Origin of the sequence: Flavobacterium movens (genome assembly GCF_039581425.1) — a bacterium.
GTDB classification, from domain to species: Bacteria; Bacteroidota; Bacteroidia; order Flavobacteriales; family Flavobacteriaceae; genus Flavobacterium; species Flavobacterium luteolum.
This window is the reverse complement of the sequence record NZ_JBCPXY010000001.1, coordinates 443,999-459,129: the sequence shown is the minus strand read 5'-3', so window position 1 is coordinate 459,129 and position 15,131 is coordinate 443,999. Positions and strand designations below refer to the sequence as shown.

The window sequence follows — 15,131 nt, the reverse complement described above, 5'->3', positions numbered from 1 at the left end:
TACATTCTATGACAAAAAAAGAGGTAACGCAATTGGCTTATGAAATTACTGGTTTTGCTATAAAAGTGCACAAAGCTTTGGGACCTGGACTTTTAGAAAGCATATATGAGAAGTGCCTCAAATATGAATTAGAGCGAAACGGATATGATGTAAAACAACAATTATCTGTTAAAATTGATTATTATAATCTTGAATTTGAATCTGATTTAAGAATAGATTTACTTGTAAATGATTGTGTAGTTGTTGAATTAAAAGCAATAGAAAACCTATTACCAATTCATGAAGCGCAATTATTAACTTATATGAAATTATTACAAAGACCTCAAGGACTATTGATAAATTTCAACACAACAAACATTACAAAATCAATGAAACCTCTTGTGAATGATCATTTTGCAAGATTAATAGATTAAATTTAAACCATTAAGAAATTAAGAAAGTTAAACTTAATTTTCTTGACAAAGATTGGACTTAATTCTCTTAATGCCCTTAATGGTAAAAAACAAAACATGGCTGAAAAAACAATCAGAATTGGAACGCGCGATAGCGAATTAGCACTTTGGCAAGCACATACTGTTGAGAAAAAACTAAACGATTTAGGTTATAAAACCTCGATTGTTGCGGTTAAATCTCAAGGTGATATTATTCTGGACAAACCTCTTTATGAGTTAGGAATTACCGGAATTTTTACCAAAACGCTGGACATTGCTATGATCAATGGCGATATTGATATTGCGGTGCATTCTATGAAAGATGTTCCAACGGCTTTACCGAAAGGAATTGTTCAGGCAGCTGTTTTGCCAAGAGCTAATGTTTTGGATATTTTAGTTCATAAAGGAAATCCTGATTTTACAAATCCAAGTACCATCGCAACGGGAAGTTTGCGTCGCCAGGCACAATGGTTTAATAAATACCCAAATCATACAGTAGTTGATTTACGCGGAAACGTAAATACACGTATGCAAAAACTACAAGATAATAATTGGGACGGAGCTGTTTTTGCGGCTGCAGGTTTAGAGCGAATCAACTTAAAACCTGAAAACTTCATCAATTTAGATTGGATGATTCCAGCGCCGGCACAAGGAGCAATGCTTGTTGTGGCAATGGAAAATGACAATTATACTTTGGATGCGCTTTCTCAATTGAATGATATTGAAACTGAAATCTGCACTTATATCGAACGTCAATTTTTAAGAACACTTGAAGGCGGATGTACAGCGCCAATCGGAGCTTTGGTAACGTATAACGAAGACGAAGACACATTGCATTTTCAAGGTGTTTTGCTTTCTATTGACGGGAAACAAAAATTGGAAATCAACAAAACGGTTGATATTTCAGAATGGAAAAAACTAGGTTTTCATTCGGCACAGGAGATTTTGAATAATGGAGGAACAGAATTAATGCAGAAAATCAAAGAATCTCTGAAGAAATAATGGCAAAATCAGTTCAAATATTATCTACTAAAATATTATCTCCACTTCATAAACAAGAGCTAATGAAATATGGTGTTGAGTTAATTGAAGCCGATTTCATTAAAACCGAAAACAAACCTTTCGAATTAAAAGACCTCAACGAAAGTCTGATTTTTACAAGTCAAAATGCTGTTCATAGCGTTTTATCAGACCCAAAATCAGAGGAACTAAAAAAGAAAAACGTATACTGCGTTGGTCTTAAAACCAAAACTTTATTGACAGATAACGGATTTAATGTTGTAGCATATACAGGTTATGCATCTGATTTAGCCGAAATTATCACTTTGATTTATGGCAATGAGAGTTACACTTTTTTCAGCGGAAACTTGAGAAGAGATACTTTGCCAGATGCCCTGAAAGAAAACGGAATTAAATTCAATGAAATTCAGGTTTACGAAACTACATTGCAACCGCAGAAAATAAAAGCAAATCCGGAAGCGATTTTGTTTTTTAGTCCGTCTGGAGTTAAAAGTTATCTAAAAGACAACCCTATAAATAAACAAATCTGTTTCTGTATTGGTGATACTACTGCAGAAGCTTTATCAAAAATTACAAAGAATATCATCGTCGCAGATCAGCCTACAATCGAGGACGTAATCGAAGATGTAATTCACGAATATAAATAATTAAAGCAATAAGCTTTAGGCAGTAAGCCGTAAGCAAAAAAATCATAGTTAAACAAGCTTAAAGCCTAAAGCTTAAAGCCTAAAGCAAAGAAAAAAATGTTAAAAAACGACCTATTTTTAAGAGCATTAAAGGGAGAAACTGTTCAACGTCCGCCAGTATGGATGATGCGTCAAGCAGGAAGATATTTACCTGAATTTAGAGAACTTCGTGATAAATATGATTTTTTTACGCGTTGCGAAACTCCTGAATTAGCTGCAGAAATTACAGTTCAGCCAATTCGTCGAATTGCTCCAGATGCTGCGATTTTATTTTCGGATATTTTGGTAGTGCCGCGTGCAATGGGAATTCACGTAGAATTAAAAGACAATTTGGGTCCGATTATTCCAAATCCGATTCGTTCTTTGGCAGATGTTCACAAAGTTTACGTTCCAGATGTAAATGAAACTTTAGGCTACGTTTTTGATGCTGTAAAATTGACTAAGGAAATGCTGAACGACGAAGTGCCATTAATTGGTTTCGCGGGTTCGCCTTGGACAATTTTCTGTTATGCTGTTGAAGGAAAGGGTTCTAAAAGTTTTGATACAGCAAAAGGATTCTGTTTTTCAAACCCAGCTGCAGCGCATACTTTATTACAAAAAATTACAGATACAACTATTTTATACTTAAAAGAAAAAGTAAAATCTGGAGTAAATGCTGTTCAGATTTTTGATTCTTGGGGAGGTATGCTTTCTCCTGTTGACTATCAGGAATTTTCTTGGAAATACATCAACCAGATTGTTGACGCTTTAGCAGATATTACTCCGGTTATTGTTTTCGGAAAAGGATGCTGGTTTGCTCTTGGCGAAATGGGTAAAAGTAAGGCTTCTGCATTAGGAGTTGACTGGACTTGTTCGGCTAGAAATGCTCGTTACTTATCTGGTGGAAACATTACTCTACAAGGAAATTTTGATCCGTCAAGATTACTTTCTCCGATTCCGACTATCAAGAAAATGGTTCACGAAATGATCGACGAATTCGGAAAAGATAAATATATCGTAAATTTAGGTCACGGAATTTTACCAAATATCCCTGTAGACCATGCAAAAGCGTTTATTGACGCGGTTAAGGAATACGGGAATTAATAAGTTGATGTTTATGGTTGATAGTTGTTGGATATAAATACTATCAACCATAAACCAACAACCAACAACTTAAAAAATGCTCAACAAAGGCTTAAGAGACGAAGAAAAAATTAGAATTGATAACGTCCTCAAAACGTTGCGAACTCTTGTTTTTGTACCTTATCCTTTGAGTCACTTGCAAATAACTGATATTGAAAATCAGCTAAAAGAATTTGCGTTAAACATTGAAACTTTAGTCGATTATTCAAATGAGGATTTAATTACATTATTAATGCGTCTTCATTTTGATTGGGATCAATTAGAACAATTTGCTGATGTTTTAATTGAATTTTCTAAAGCTGAAAATTATAATTTCGAAAATAAGGCTTTGGTTATTTACCAATATGTTCAAGCTGAAAGCAAAGTTTTTTCTTTTGGAATTAATACTAAAATCTCCTCTTTAAAAAACAAATAAAATGAGTTTTACAGATTGGAAAACAGACCGAATTGAAAATATTCTTCTCGAAGAATTCTACAAACTAATCGATAAGAATAAAAATCATATAGGAAAAACATTTCCTGTAACACTAGCTAATTCTGACTCACCAGAAAAAGCAGAAAATTTTATCTCAGTTAATAAAAACAAGGAAAGAAATAGCGAAGGATATTATTTCTTTGCCCGAAACATCAAAACAAATAATCTAATTGGTTATTTATGTGTAAAAACTATCGATTATCGTATTTCTAAATGTGAGTTAGGTTATTTTATCGATGAGGATTTTCAAGGAAAAGGAATTACATCCAAAATGGTTTCAGACGTGCTTGAATTTTGTTTTGATGAATTAAAAATGAATAAAGTTTTCATTTGTACATCAGAAGTAAATTTAGCAAGTCAGCGAATCGCTCTAAAACATAATTTTAAACAAGAAGGAATTTTAAGAGATGAGTTTAGAAATGGTGATGGCACTTTACAGAACACCGTCTATTTCGGACTTCTTAAATCAGAATATATAAAATCATGAAAGACAAATTTTACGCATACATACAAAATTTACAAGACCAAATCTGCGCTGGATTAGAAGCCGTTGACGGAACAACAAAATTCCGTGAAGACTTATGGAAACGTCCAGAAGGCGGTGGCGGAAGAACACGCGTTATTGAAAACGGAGCTGTTTTCGAAAAAGGCGGCGTAAACATTTCGGCTGTTCACGGAAAACTTCCCGAAACGATGCAGAAAATGTTTGGTGTTGGCGAAGCCGATTTCTTTGCTTGCGGATTAAGTTTAGTACTGCATCCAAAAAACCCTATGGTTCCTACCGTACACGCTAATTGGCGATACTTCGAAATGTATGACGAATCTGGAAAAGTAATCGAACAATGGTTTGGCGGCGGACAAGATTTAACGCCTTATTATTTGTTTGAAGAAGATGCAGTTCACTTTCATCAAACTTGCAAAACGGCTTGCGACAAACACAATCCAGAGTTTTACCCGCTTTATAAAAAGAAATGTGACGAATATTTCTGGAACGCACACCGAAATGAAGCGCGCGGACTTGGCGGTTTGTTCTTTGATTATTGCAAAGCAAATGAAAAAATGTCAATGGAAAACTGGTACGATTTTGTAACCGAAGTGGGAAATAGTTTCCTTGAAGCTTATGTGCCAATTGTAGAAAAAAGAAAAAATCTTTCTTATACTCCAGAGCAAAGAACTTGGCAAGAAATCCGCCGTGGCCGTTATGTTGAATTTAATTTGGTTCATGATAAAGGCACATTGTTCGGTTTAAAAACCAATGGAAGAATCGAAAGTATTTTAATGAGTTTGCCTCCGCATGTTCAATGGGTTTACGATCATCATCCAGAAGCAGGTAGTGAAGAAGAGAAATTGATCTATGTATTGGCAAATCCGCGTGAGTGGATTTCTTAGCTTAAAAATTTATTTAACACATAGAAACATAGATTTAAAGACCTATCTTAGAGGTAATTTTAGAAAATTATATTTTTTCACATAGATATAAATGTGTATTATTTAAATTAAACGTCTTTTAAAATTATCTAAAACTATGTTTCTATGCGTTTGAAACTGATTTACGCCACATTCTTTATCAGCATTTTTGGGTGTTTCGCCCAAAACGATTCTTTGCAAAATCCGTATTTTAAATCATATAATGATAAAATTACTGCTAGTATTTATTATCTAGATACTTCCAATAGTTTTCAGATTGCTTCAGGTCAGGATTCCAAAACATATGTAAATCTAATTCCGAATCGAAGAGAACAAATAGGTTTTACATTAAACTATAAAATCGTTGATATTACAATTGGTTTTGCTCCCAAATTTCTAAGTCAGAATAAGGGCGATTCTCATTCCAAGAACTTTAATTTCAATACCCGTTTTTACTTAAAAAAATGGATGCAATCGTTCACTTTTATCAATCAAAAAGGATTTTATATTAGTGATGACAACATTACAGCTCAACTGCCCAATATGCGCACTACGAAAATTGGCGGGTCAACAGCTTATGTTTTTAATGATAAATTCTCTTTTAAAACATTGGTAAGCCAAAACGAATGGCAGACCAAAAGTTCCGGAAGTTTTATTCCGACTTTCTCTTTTTATTACACCAATTTAGCTTTAAATACTCCCGATTCGTCACCTGGCGATATTTATGTTTTAACGCTTGCGCCCTCCTATTTTTACAATTTCGTAATTAGTGATCGGGTCTTAATAGGTGCTGGACTAGCTTTGGGTGCCGGAATTAATATTATTGACGGAGACACCTCAGCTTTGTATCAAGCAGATTTCAATTTGAAATTGGCTTATAACAAAGACCGTTTTTTTGGTTTTGCCAGTCTTAACACAATTGGTTTTGCACAAGATGATAAAGTCGATCCGCGATTGAATGATAATATTTCTACTCTTAAACTGTCTGTTGGGTATCGATTTGATCCTCCTAAAAAAGTAAAAGAAGTCTACGATAAGGTGAATGAAAAAATAGGTCTTTGATAAATCTTAATCTCAAATAAACAGCCAAAAGGATAAAAATGCTTAAATTACAGAGATTTATGAAAAACTAAAATTCATTATTATGGGAAATAAAAACACAGAACAATTAAATCTCATGCATTCTGGAAAAGGATTTATTGCAGCATTAGATCAAAGCGGTGGAAGTACTCCTAAAGCACTTTTACAATATGGAGTGGCAGAAAACCAATATACAAACGATGAAGAAATGTACACTCTTGTACATGAAATGAGAACTAGAATTATTAAAAGTCCAGCATTTGACAGTCAATATATTCTCGGTGCAATTTTGTTTGAAAACACAATGGATCGTAAAATCGACGGACAGTGGACAGCAGATTATTTATGGGAGAAAAAACATATTATTCCTTTTTTAAAAGTAGATAAAGGTCTGGCAGAAACTGCAAATGGCGTACAACTAATGAAACCCATTTCTGGCTTAAACGAATTGCTAGATCGGGCTGTAGAACGCAATATCTTTGGAACTAAAATGCGTTCTGTAATAAAAGAAGCCAATCCAGAAGGAATACAAGATATTGTTGCCCAGCAATTTGAAGTGGGAAAACAAATTTTCAGTAAAGGTTTAATTCCAATTATAGAACCTGAAGTTGATATTTACAGTCCTGATAAAGAAAAATCGGAAGAAATTCTGAAACAAGAAATCCAAAAACAGCTTAATGCATTGGATAAAGAGGTAAAAGTAATGCTGAAACTTTCAATTCCGACCGTAAACGATTTTTACAAAGATCTTATTTCAGATCCGCATGTGGTTCGTGTCGTGGCACTTTCTGGTGGCTATTCTCGCGAAGAAGCAAATCAAAAACTCTCTCAAAACCATGGATTGATTGCCAGTTTTTCTAGAGCATTGTCTGAAGGACTAACCGCAGATCAGTCTGATGAAGATTTTAATGCTGAATTACGAGAAACCATTAAAGGTATTTATCAAGCTTCAATCACTTAGCAAATTGAAATAATCAAACGTTCCTATGGAACGTAAATAAATGGTGCCGTCAATTTTTATACCGACGAAACATTCATACGGAATGAATTATTAAATAAAAAATCCCTGAAACAATATTGCTTCAGGGGTTTTTCCTTTTTCGATTATTTAGAAGTCATTTCTTCGGCTAAATCTAATGTCTGCAAAATAATGTTTTTATCAGATTTGAAAGAGTTCAGTTTAAAAACGAATTTCAATTTATTGTCAATTAGTTTTTTAGGAGATTCAATCGAGATATCTGAAAACTGAGATGAAATTTTAGTCATTCGATCCAACTCTGAATCTTTTGCTTTCTTACCAAATGTTCTCACGGTTTTTGAAAGATCTAATTTTCCAGAAATATAGTTTTTACTCAAATCTTTCTTTGTGTCTTTTGCAAAAGATCCTTTTCCAGAACTAAAATAATCTTTTGTGTTGGCTACAATTACTACATCTTTGTCTTTTGCAATAAAAACATCACCATAATCTTGTGTACCTGCAATAATATATGAATTTCCGTTTGGGACCAATACTTTTTTGCGAACACCCAATTGCAATAATTTATCTCCAAATGTTGGATGCGTAGAAGTAAAAATCACAGAAAACAACGGAATTTCTTTTTTCACTTTTTCTTCTGTTATTTTTTCTTCATAATTCTCATCATACTCGTACTTTTTAGTCATAACCTCAACTTCTTTCGTATCGTATAAAAAAGCACTTAAATCGCCATCAAAAAGCTTTGCTGTGGCCTCTTCATCAACAATTGTAGAAATCAGATCTGTAATTAGCGTAATATCTTCTTTAGCAAATTTTGGATTTTGAAATATTTCCGACATCAATGACGGAAAGTTTTCAAGTGCCGCTTTTGTATTAGCGTGATATGAAATATATCCTAAAGGTTTTTCCGCAGGAAAATAATTAAAGATATTTCTGTTGATTTTTCTATCGCTGATTTTGCTTACAATAGCAGCAATCTCTGGAGCATATTCAACTACTTCTTCAATTCGAGAATTATCATTATCAAAATAAAAATCCAGATTGATGCCTTTTACAAAATTCCCAAAGTTCTTCTGCATCGGCAAGTATTTATCATAACCTCCAAATAGTGCTAAAGGATAATTGTATAATGAATAAAAACTAGACATCAATCCGCTGTAATTTACCCAAGTCGAAATATCTGCCGAAGCATTTATTTTTGAAAAACTTGGTGCAGTAAAACCATTCTCAAATAAACCTTTTATAATTTGGCTTTGCTGCTCGGCAAGTTTTTTATCAAACTCTGCCTGCTCTACCGTATATTCTTCATACGGATTTCCATCATACAAATAATCTTGTTCCACAATTTCTGAAGATCCTGCTGGTGCTTCAACGGCTATTGGTTCGTCTCGCATTACAGACGGTTCTGCAATTTTTGGCGGATTTGGCGCTTCTTCTACTCCGTATACTTTCGGTGTATCTAGAATTACCGTTTCTTCATACGGCTCTGAAATTCCTATTGAATCATTTAAAACAGGAGGTCCGTCTGGAGAAGCGTAAAATTTATTAGGAAGTCTTTTTGTCAATTCAAATATGACCAAATAATTATCATTCCATACAAATGATCTTTTTAAACCGCTTGGTGTAAAAACAGCATATTTTCCCAATTCTTCAATTGCACTATTATTTCCGTTTGCACCTTGTTTTTCAATCAGATATTGTCTAACCGCTTCTTTGTTTTTTATCGGAATGGTAACTTGATAAAACGGAACGCTATCCAAGAAATTCCCATGAATCGTAATCTTTTGGTCTAATTGAATGATCGAAGTATATTGGCGAAGATCAAAATCAGTTTTTTTGCTAATATATTTAGTCAATATCGGATGATTCAACACTTCGTTTATACTGACTTTTTTAGAAAGCTGATTTCCGTTAAACTGAACAAAATAATCGCATTTGTCTGGACCCGTTTGTCCAAAAGTAAAATAGGCGGCAAATAGAAAAACTAGAGTGTAAAAGTACTTCATAAAATCATGGCGTTAATTGGATTGTATTATTCATTAAAGTCGATTTTTTAAATACGCTGTACATACTTTGTTTTAAAAAAACCGTTTTTTTATTTTTTGAAATTTGACTGTTTGTATTATCAACAGACAAAATATCTTTATCGAAAGTATAAATAGAAATAATGCTGGCTTCTTCCAGATCTTTCTTTTTCTTTGGGTCATTTACTACTTTTTCGGGAATTGGATAAGACGCAATTCTTTCAAAAGTTTTGCCACTTCCGCTAAAGTGAATCTGATCGCTCTGATTGTTTATCGTATTCACAACCGCGTTTAATGCTTTTAAATTGGCATAATTGAGTTTGATAATGAAAACGTAATTTTGAAAATCTGTTTTTGTAATAACATTTGAAATTCCATCAATCTTCAACGCTTTTTCTTTAAAATCATTGAGTTTAGCGGTGATTTCCTGTTCGTTCGGAATTTTCACACCATCAACTTCTTCTAGCCAAATAGCCGATTTGGTCTTAAACCAAGATTTTGAAAAGTCAATCATTAGCGTGTATTCACCACTTTGATCGTCGTGATGTTTGATTCTTTCAGTAATCTCAAAACAGCTCGTTAAGAGCAGACAACAAAATAAAGCGAGAATTTTCTTCATTTTACAAATTTAGATGGAATATTCTGAAAAACCATGCTTTGGTTCAAACAATAAAAAATCTAAATTTTTAGATAATATTAACGGATTCTGAGGTAAGCTAAACGCCTTATTCTGTTCCTTTTTCTTTAACTTTGCGCCACTCATTAAAAGTGAGATAAACTTCAAAAAAAATAAAAACAACTGCAGTTTTAGAATAAGGATTTATCAATCTGTTTTCATAATTCAGGTTAAAATCTGAAATCTAAAATCTAAAATCTAAATTTATATGTTCCCATTACAAAGAGGCAGAAGATTAAGAGTAAATGAATCAATTCGTTCTTTAGTACGCGAAACCAGTTTAAGTCCATCGGATTTTATGTTTCCAATGTTTATTGCTGAAGGAGAAAATGTAAAAGTCGAAATTCCGTCAATGCCGGGAATTTTCAGAAGATCAATAGATTTAACAGTTGAAGAAGTAAAAGAACTTTATGATTTAGGGATTCGCGCCGTAAATATTTATGTAAAAGTTAGCGAAAACCTAAAAGACAATACTGGAAAAGAAGCTTGGAATGCTAACGGATTAATGCAACAAGCAATTCGTGCCATAAAAGCGGCATGTCCAGAAATGATCGTTATGCCTGATGTGGCTTTGGATCCGTATTCAATTTATGGTCATGACGGAATCATAACAAATGGCGATGTAGAAAACGACAGTACAGTTAATGCTTTAGTAAAAATGGCCGTTTCGCACGCAGAAGCTGGTGCCGATTTTGTTGCACCAAGTGATATGATGGACGGACGTGTTTTACGCCTTCGCGAAGGTTTGGATGCGGCAGGATTTCAGAATGTTGGAATCATGAGTTATTCTGCTAAATATGCTTCAGCTTTTTATGGTCCGTTTAGAGATGCTTTAGATTCTGCTCCTAGAGAAGCTGATGTTGTGGTTCCAAAAGACAAGAAAACATACCAAATGGATTATGCCAATCGTATCGAAGCGATCAAAGAAGCTTTGTCAGATGTAGAAGAAGGTGCAGACATGGTTATGGTAAAACCAGGAATTGCTTATTTGGATATTGTTCGCGAAATAAAAAACACAGTACATGTTCCTGTAACTGTTTATCAGGTTTCTGGAGAATATGCTATGATTAAAGCGGCATCTGAAAGAGGTTGGCTCGATCACGATAAAATTATGATGGAACAATTAATGTGCATCAAACGTTCGGGTGCCAATCTTATTTCGACATACTTCGCAAAAGAAGCGGCAATTTTATTAAACAAATAAAATGATTGTCGATAAACAAAATGCTTCTCATTATTTATGGGGAGATAATTGCGACAGCTGGATTTTGGCAGATACTGAAGGTTTATCTGTTAAACAAGAAAGCATGCCAAGTGGAACCAAAGAAAAATTGCATTTTCATAATCATGCACAGCAATTCTTTTTTATTCTAAAAGGCACTGCAACTTTTTATCATGGAGAAAAAACTGAAATTGTAAATTCAAATCAAGGTTTATTGATTGAGGCAAAAACGCAACATTATATTGCCAATGAAAGCCAAGAACAATTGGATTTTTTAGTGATATCACAGCCATCAACAAATAACGACCGAATTACAATTGAATAAAATCTAAAAACATGAAAAAGATATTATTCCTTTCTGCAGTTTTAGCATTTGCTTCTTGCAAAAAAGAAACTTCTGAATCAACAAACACAGCAACCGAATCTGTTTCTGAAGGAGAATCGGCGAAAGCCAAAAGTCCAGAAGAGTTAGGAAAACAGCTTTTTGAAGGAACTGGAAATTGTTTTGCATGCCATCAGCCAGATCAAAAAGTAGTTGGGCCAAGCATTAAAGAAATTGCCAAAATCTATAAAGACAAAAATGGCAATATCGTTACTTTCCTGAAAGGAAATGCAGAACCAATTGTTGATCCAAGTCAGTTTGAGGTTATGAAAACCAATTTTGCTATAACACAGGCCATGTCTGATGAAGAATTAAAAGCAATTGAAGCTTACATCTACAGTAATTTAAAATAATCACACGATGTTCCGTAGGAACATTTCATCGGTAGAAAATGATGTTATTTAGCATTTACGTTCCATAGGAACGTTTGATATGCTGCATTGTTAAAATTTACGTCAAAATCAAACGTTCCTACGGAACGTAAAAAACGGGGCGTCAATATTTTTTTTCTACCGATGAAATGTTCCTACGGAACATCGTTTGATTATCTAAAAATAGTAAAGCAAAAAAAAAGGAGGTTCCGAATATCGGAACCTCCTTTTTTTATCATTAAAATATATTACCAGATTTTAACTCGTTTTTCTGGTTCAACGTACATTTTATCACCTTTCTTAATATCGAAAGCTTTGTAGAAAGCATCAACATTCTGAATTGGCACGTAAGCTCTGTACATTCCCGGTGAGTGCGGATCTGTTTTTACTTGATTTTTGATTGCTTCATCTCTAGATTTTGTTCTCCAAACGGTAGCCCAAGAAATAAAGAAACGCTGTTCTGGAGTAAATCCGTCGATTAAACCTGGATTTCCATGTTGTTTCAAATACAACTGCAGACCATCAAATGCTGCGTTAATTCCGCCCAAATCTCCAATATTTTCGCCTAATGTAAAATGACCATCAACATGAATACCTGGCAATGGCTCAAGAGCACTATATTGATTTGCTAAATCATTTCCTAAAGCTGTAAACTGTTTTAAATCATCTTCTGTCCACCAATCCACTAAATTTCCTTCAGCATTGTAACGTGCTCCAGAATCATCAAAACCATGAGAAATCTCGTGCCCGATTACTGCACCAATTCCACCATAATTAACAGCTTCATCAGCTTGATAATTGTAGAAAGGCGGCTGTAAGATTGCTGCTGGGAATACAATTTCGTTATAAGATGGATTGTAATAAGCATTTACAGTTTGCGGAGACATATGCCATTCTGTTTTATCAACTGGTTTAGACAATTTATCTACGCTTTTCTTAAATCTCCATTGCGCTAAGCTTTTAGTGTTTTCAAAATAGCTTCCTCCTTCTGCAATGCTTTTAATTTCTAAAGCTGAGTAATCTTTCCATTTATCAGGATATCCAACTTTAATCGTTATTTTGTTCAGCTTTTCGATTGCTTTAGCTTTAGTGTCTTTAGACATCCAGCTTAAATTGTTAATACGATTTTGATAAGCCGTAATAACATTATGAATCATATCTATCGCTTTGTTTTTTGCCTCAGCTGGGAAAACTTTTTCTACATAAAGTTTTCCAAGAGCTTCACCAACATTTCCGTTAACCACATTAAGTGCTCTTTCTTCAGCAGGAAGCTGTTTTATTGCACCTCTTAAAGTTTTACTGTAGAAATCAAAATTAGCATTATCAATTTCTGTTGTCAGTTTGCCTGCAGTACTGTTAATCAAATCCCATTTCAGGTACTCTTTCCACTGTGCTACTTTATTTTCTTTGAAAACAGCTTGCAAAGCTGTCATATATTTAGGCTCAGAAACAATTACAGTATCTAATTTAGTAATTCCTAAACCTGCAAAATATTCATTCCATTTAATAGCTGGAGTTAATTTTTGAAGATCGGCAATTGTCATTGGGTTGTATTGCAAACGGCTGTCTCTTCTTTCAACTCTATTCAATCTTGGCTGTGACAATTCTGTTTCAAGAGCTAAAATTTCAGCAGCGCTTTGTTTTGCTTTTGCTGGAGATTCTCCAATAAACTGAAGCATTCTTGCAACATGCAATTCATACTTTGCGCGTTTCTCTTTAGAATCTTTGTCATCAGAAGTGTAATAATCTTTATCCGAAAGTCCTAATTGGCTTGGACTCAGATTTACAGAGTTTTTAGAACTGTCTTTATCATCAGCTCCAATGTAAATTCCGAAAAAACCTGCGTTTCCTTCTTGTTCCATTTCAACCAAATATTTCTGAACATCAGAAATATTTTTAATTGCATCAATTTTTTTCAGATATGGCTTTAAAGGTTCGATTCCTTTTTTATTTCTTCCAACAGAATCTAGATAAGTGTTAAATAAGTTAACTGCTTTTCCTTGATCTGTATTAGACTTGTACTTTGGGTTTTTAGAAGCTTCTTTTAAAACCTCCATCACGTCTTTGTCGGTTCTTTTAATTAATTCATTAAAACTTCCCCAAGTAGTTCGGTCACTCGGAATTTCTGTTTTATCCAGCCAAGTGCCGTTCACATATTTGAAAAAATCCTGACTTGGGCTGATTTTCGTATCCATATAAGATACATTAATACCTGGCTCTTTTGGCGCTGTTTGAGCTTGAGCTGCAGTTATTGCAAACATTGCAGATATCACACCAAACACAGGTTTAGCAAATTGTTTTTTCATAAAAAATTATAGTTTAAGGGAAAATACAAACATATTGTTATTATTTCAAAAATTGTGTTAAAATTCTAACTATACAGTCAAAAAGACGGATAAATTTCACAAATAGAACTTAAACATTGAGGTATATGTCTGCAGATACTGGCAAAAGTTACAAAAGGCTGTTAAAAAAATAATCCAGTAAAGTTTTTAGAATCTGCTTTTTGTATTTTTGCGCCAAATTATTTTTATGAAATCGCTTTTATATAAATACCGCAAATTTTTCATTGTTTTGATAGTGTTTTCGGTTGTTACGATATCTTTGTTTTATTCTGCATTGAAACCTAAAAAAACGCTTCCGATTTACAATCCAGCCGATGTAAATCCAGAATTGGTGGATAGTACAGTTCAATATAAAAGCAAATACCATACTATTGCCGATTTTTCTTTTATCAATCAAAATGGTGATACAATAACACAAAAAGATTACGAAGGAAAAATCTATGTTGCCGATTTCTTCTTTACAACCTGCGGATCGATCTGCCCAAAAATGTCAACTAATTTAGTTGATGTTCAAAAAGCGGTTTTAAACAATCCAAAAGTGATGCTCCTTTCGCATACCGTTTTTCCTGAAGTAGACAGTGTTTCTGTTTTAAAAGCTTACGCTATAAAATATGGTGTTGTAGACAGTAAATGGAATTTAGTTACTGGCGACAAAAAAGAAATCTACAAAATGGCCAGAAAATCGTACTTGGCTGTAAAAATGGGAAGACCAGATCAGCTTTATGATATGGTGCATACAGAAAATTTTGTTTTAGTGGATCAAAAACGCCGCGTTAGAGGTTTTTATGACGGAACAAATAAACAAGACATAAAACGTCTTTTAGAAGACATCGAATTCCTTTCTCAGGAGTAAAATCCCTTATTTTTAGAAACATTTAGCATTTGTCGAAGTGTTAAATGCCTTGAAATAAAGA

16 protein-coding genes are annotated in these 15,131 nt (G+C 33.8%); 13 read left to right on the top strand and 3 right to left on the bottom strand.

Annotated elements, in window-relative coordinates:
* Window positions 1-8: 8 nt before the first annotated feature.
* The 9 genes from AAYQ05_RS01980 (at window position 9) to AAYQ05_RS01940 (ending at window position 7,182) form a co-directional block, all read left to right on the top strand.
* Complete coding sequence (locus AAYQ05_RS01980; protein WP_343540802.1) at window positions 9-413, top strand: GxxExxY protein; 405 nt, start codon at window positions 9-11, stop codon at window positions 411-413.
* 96 nt (window positions 414-509) lie between these two features.
* Window positions 510-1,433, top strand: a complete 924-nt coding sequence (gene hemC / locus AAYQ05_RS01975) for a hydroxymethylbilane synthase (protein ID WP_343540800.1) — start codon at window positions 510-512, stop codon at window positions 1,431-1,433.
* Window positions 1,433-2,098 (top strand): uroporphyrinogen-III synthase, encoded by a 666-nt coding sequence (locus tag AAYQ05_RS01970; protein WP_343540799.1) that lies wholly within the window; start codon window positions 1,433-1,435, stop codon window positions 2,096-2,098. Before hemC ends, AAYQ05_RS01970 begins: the two co-directional genes overlap by 1 nt.
* 96 nt (window positions 2,099-2,194) lie before the next feature.
* Window positions 2,195-3,220 carry a uroporphyrinogen decarboxylase gene (gene hemE, locus AAYQ05_RS01965; RefSeq protein ID WP_111377708.1) on the top strand — a complete coding sequence of 342 codons (1,026 nt, stop codon included), beginning with the start codon at window positions 2,195-2,197 and terminating at the stop codon, window positions 3,218-3,220.
* A gap of 76 nt (window positions 3,221-3,296) precedes the next feature.
* A complete protein-coding gene (locus tag AAYQ05_RS01960; protein WP_343540798.1) occupies window positions 3,297-3,674 on the top strand; it encodes a hypothetical protein in 378 nt (125 codons plus the stop codon).
* A 1-nt stretch (window position 3,675) separates the two neighbouring features.
* Entirely contained in the window at window positions 3,676-4,221 is a 546-nt protein-coding gene (locus tag AAYQ05_RS01955; protein ID WP_343540797.1) for a GNAT family N-acetyltransferase, read from the top strand.
* Window positions 4,218-5,123, top strand: a complete 906-nt coding sequence (gene hemF / locus AAYQ05_RS01950) for an oxygen-dependent coproporphyrinogen oxidase (protein ID WP_343540796.1) — start codon at window positions 4,218-4,220, stop codon at window positions 5,121-5,123. The genes AAYQ05_RS01955 and hemF overlap by 4 nt, the downstream gene beginning before the upstream one ends.
* Before the next feature lie 144 nt (window positions 5,124-5,267).
* Complete coding sequence (locus AAYQ05_RS01945; protein ID WP_343540795.1) at window positions 5,268-6,203, top strand: DUF4421 family protein; 936 nt, start codon at window positions 5,268-5,270, stop codon at window positions 6,201-6,203.
* A gap of 82 nt (window positions 6,204-6,285) precedes the next feature.
* The gene (locus AAYQ05_RS01940; RefSeq protein WP_343540793.1) at window positions 6,286-7,182 is read left to right on the top strand and encodes a fructose bisphosphate aldolase; all 897 of its coding nucleotides are present in this window, start codon (window positions 6,286-6,288) and stop codon (window positions 7,180-7,182) included.
* Between the two features lie 143 nt (window positions 7,183-7,325).
* On the opposite strand, the gene AAYQ05_RS01935 is transcribed toward AAYQ05_RS01940, so the two are convergent.
* A complete protein-coding gene (locus tag AAYQ05_RS01935) occupies window positions 7,326-9,203 on the bottom strand; it encodes a hypothetical protein (RefSeq protein ID WP_343540791.1) in 1,878 nt (625 codons plus the stop codon).
* Window positions 9,204-9,207: 4 nt separating this feature from the next.
* Window positions 9,208-9,840: a hypothetical protein gene (locus tag AAYQ05_RS01930; RefSeq protein ID WP_343540789.1), complete on the bottom strand. Its 633-nt coding sequence runs from the start codon at window positions 9,838-9,840 to the stop codon at window positions 9,208-9,210.
* Between the two features lie 265 nt (window positions 9,841-10,105).
* Between AAYQ05_RS01930 and hemB the strand changes: the two genes are divergently transcribed.
* From hemB to AAYQ05_RS01915, 3 genes are read left to right on the top strand one after another with little or no spacing between them, the layout of a single operon-like run.
* A complete protein-coding gene (gene hemB, locus AAYQ05_RS01925) occupies window positions 10,106-11,101 on the top strand; it encodes a porphobilinogen synthase (RefSeq protein ID WP_343540788.1) in 996 nt (331 codons plus the stop codon).
* A gap of 1 nt (window position 11,102) precedes the next feature.
* Window positions 11,103-11,444 (top strand): cupin domain-containing protein, encoded by a 342-nt coding sequence (locus AAYQ05_RS01920; protein WP_343540786.1) that lies wholly within the window; start codon window positions 11,103-11,105, stop codon window positions 11,442-11,444.
* Between the two features lie 11 nt (window positions 11,445-11,455).
* Window positions 11,456-11,854 (top strand): c-type cytochrome, encoded by a 399-nt coding sequence (locus AAYQ05_RS01915; protein WP_343540784.1) that lies wholly within the window; start codon window positions 11,456-11,458, stop codon window positions 11,852-11,854.
* A 266-nt stretch (window positions 11,855-12,120) separates the two neighbouring features.
* Here the strand turns inward: AAYQ05_RS01915 and AAYQ05_RS01910 are convergent, their stop codons facing one another.
* A complete protein-coding gene (locus AAYQ05_RS01910; RefSeq protein WP_343540782.1) occupies window positions 12,121-14,178 on the bottom strand; it encodes a M13 family metallopeptidase in 2,058 nt (685 codons plus the stop codon).
* Between the two features lie 226 nt (window positions 14,179-14,404).
* Between AAYQ05_RS01910 and AAYQ05_RS01905 the strand changes: the two genes are divergently transcribed.
* A complete protein-coding gene (locus AAYQ05_RS01905; RefSeq protein ID WP_343540780.1) occupies window positions 14,405-15,070 on the top strand; it encodes an SCO family protein in 666 nt (221 codons plus the stop codon).
* Window positions 15,071-15,131: the final 61 nt, after the last annotated feature.

Coding starts and splice junctions, on each gene's coding strand:
- AAYQ05_RS01920 (WP_343540786.1), top strand. CDS start 11,103: ATGATTGTCGATAAACAAAATGCTTCTCATTATTTATGGGGAGATAAT.
- AAYQ05_RS01960 (WP_343540798.1), top strand. CDS start 3,297: ATGCTCAACAAAGGCTTAAGAGACGAAGAAAAAATTAGAATTGATAAC.
- AAYQ05_RS01945 (WP_343540795.1), top strand. CDS start 5,268: ATGCGTTTGAAACTGATTTACGCCACATTCTTTATCAGCATTTTTGGG.
- AAYQ05_RS01980 (WP_343540802.1), top strand. CDS start 9: ATGACAAAAAAAGAGGTAACGCAATTGGCTTATGAAATTACTGGTTTT.
- hemF (WP_343540796.1), top strand. CDS start 4,218: ATGAAAGACAAATTTTACGCATACATACAAAATTTACAAGACCAAATC.
- AAYQ05_RS01955 (WP_343540797.1), top strand. CDS start 3,676: ATGAGTTTTACAGATTGGAAAACAGACCGAATTGAAAATATTCTTCTC.
- AAYQ05_RS01915 (WP_343540784.1), top strand. CDS start 11,456: ATGAAAAAGATATTATTCCTTTCTGCAGTTTTAGCATTTGCTTCTTGC.
- hemE (WP_111377708.1), top strand. CDS start 2,195: ATGTTAAAAAACGACCTATTTTTAAGAGCATTAAAGGGAGAAACTGTT.
- AAYQ05_RS01970 (WP_343540799.1), top strand. CDS start 1,433: ATGGCAAAATCAGTTCAAATATTATCTACTAAAATATTATCTCCACTT.
- hemC (WP_343540800.1), top strand. CDS start 510: ATGGCTGAAAAAACAATCAGAATTGGAACGCGCGATAGCGAATTAGCA.
- AAYQ05_RS01910 (WP_343540782.1), bottom strand. CDS start 14,178: ATGAAAAAACAATTTGCTAAACCTGTGTTTGGTGTGATATCTGCAATG.
- AAYQ05_RS01940 (WP_343540793.1), top strand. CDS start 6,286: ATGGGAAATAAAAACACAGAACAATTAAATCTCATGCATTCTGGAAAA.
- AAYQ05_RS01905 (WP_343540780.1), top strand. CDS start 14,405: ATGAAATCGCTTTTATATAAATACCGCAAATTTTTCATTGTTTTGATA.
- AAYQ05_RS01930 (WP_343540789.1), bottom strand. CDS start 9,840: ATGAAGAAAATTCTCGCTTTATTTTGTTGTCTGCTCTTAACGAGCTGT.
- AAYQ05_RS01935 (WP_343540791.1), bottom strand. CDS start 9,203: ATGAAGTACTTTTACACTCTAGTTTTTCTATTTGCCGCCTATTTTACT.
- hemB (WP_343540788.1), top strand. CDS start 10,106: ATGTTCCCATTACAAAGAGGCAGAAGATTAAGAGTAAATGAATCAATT.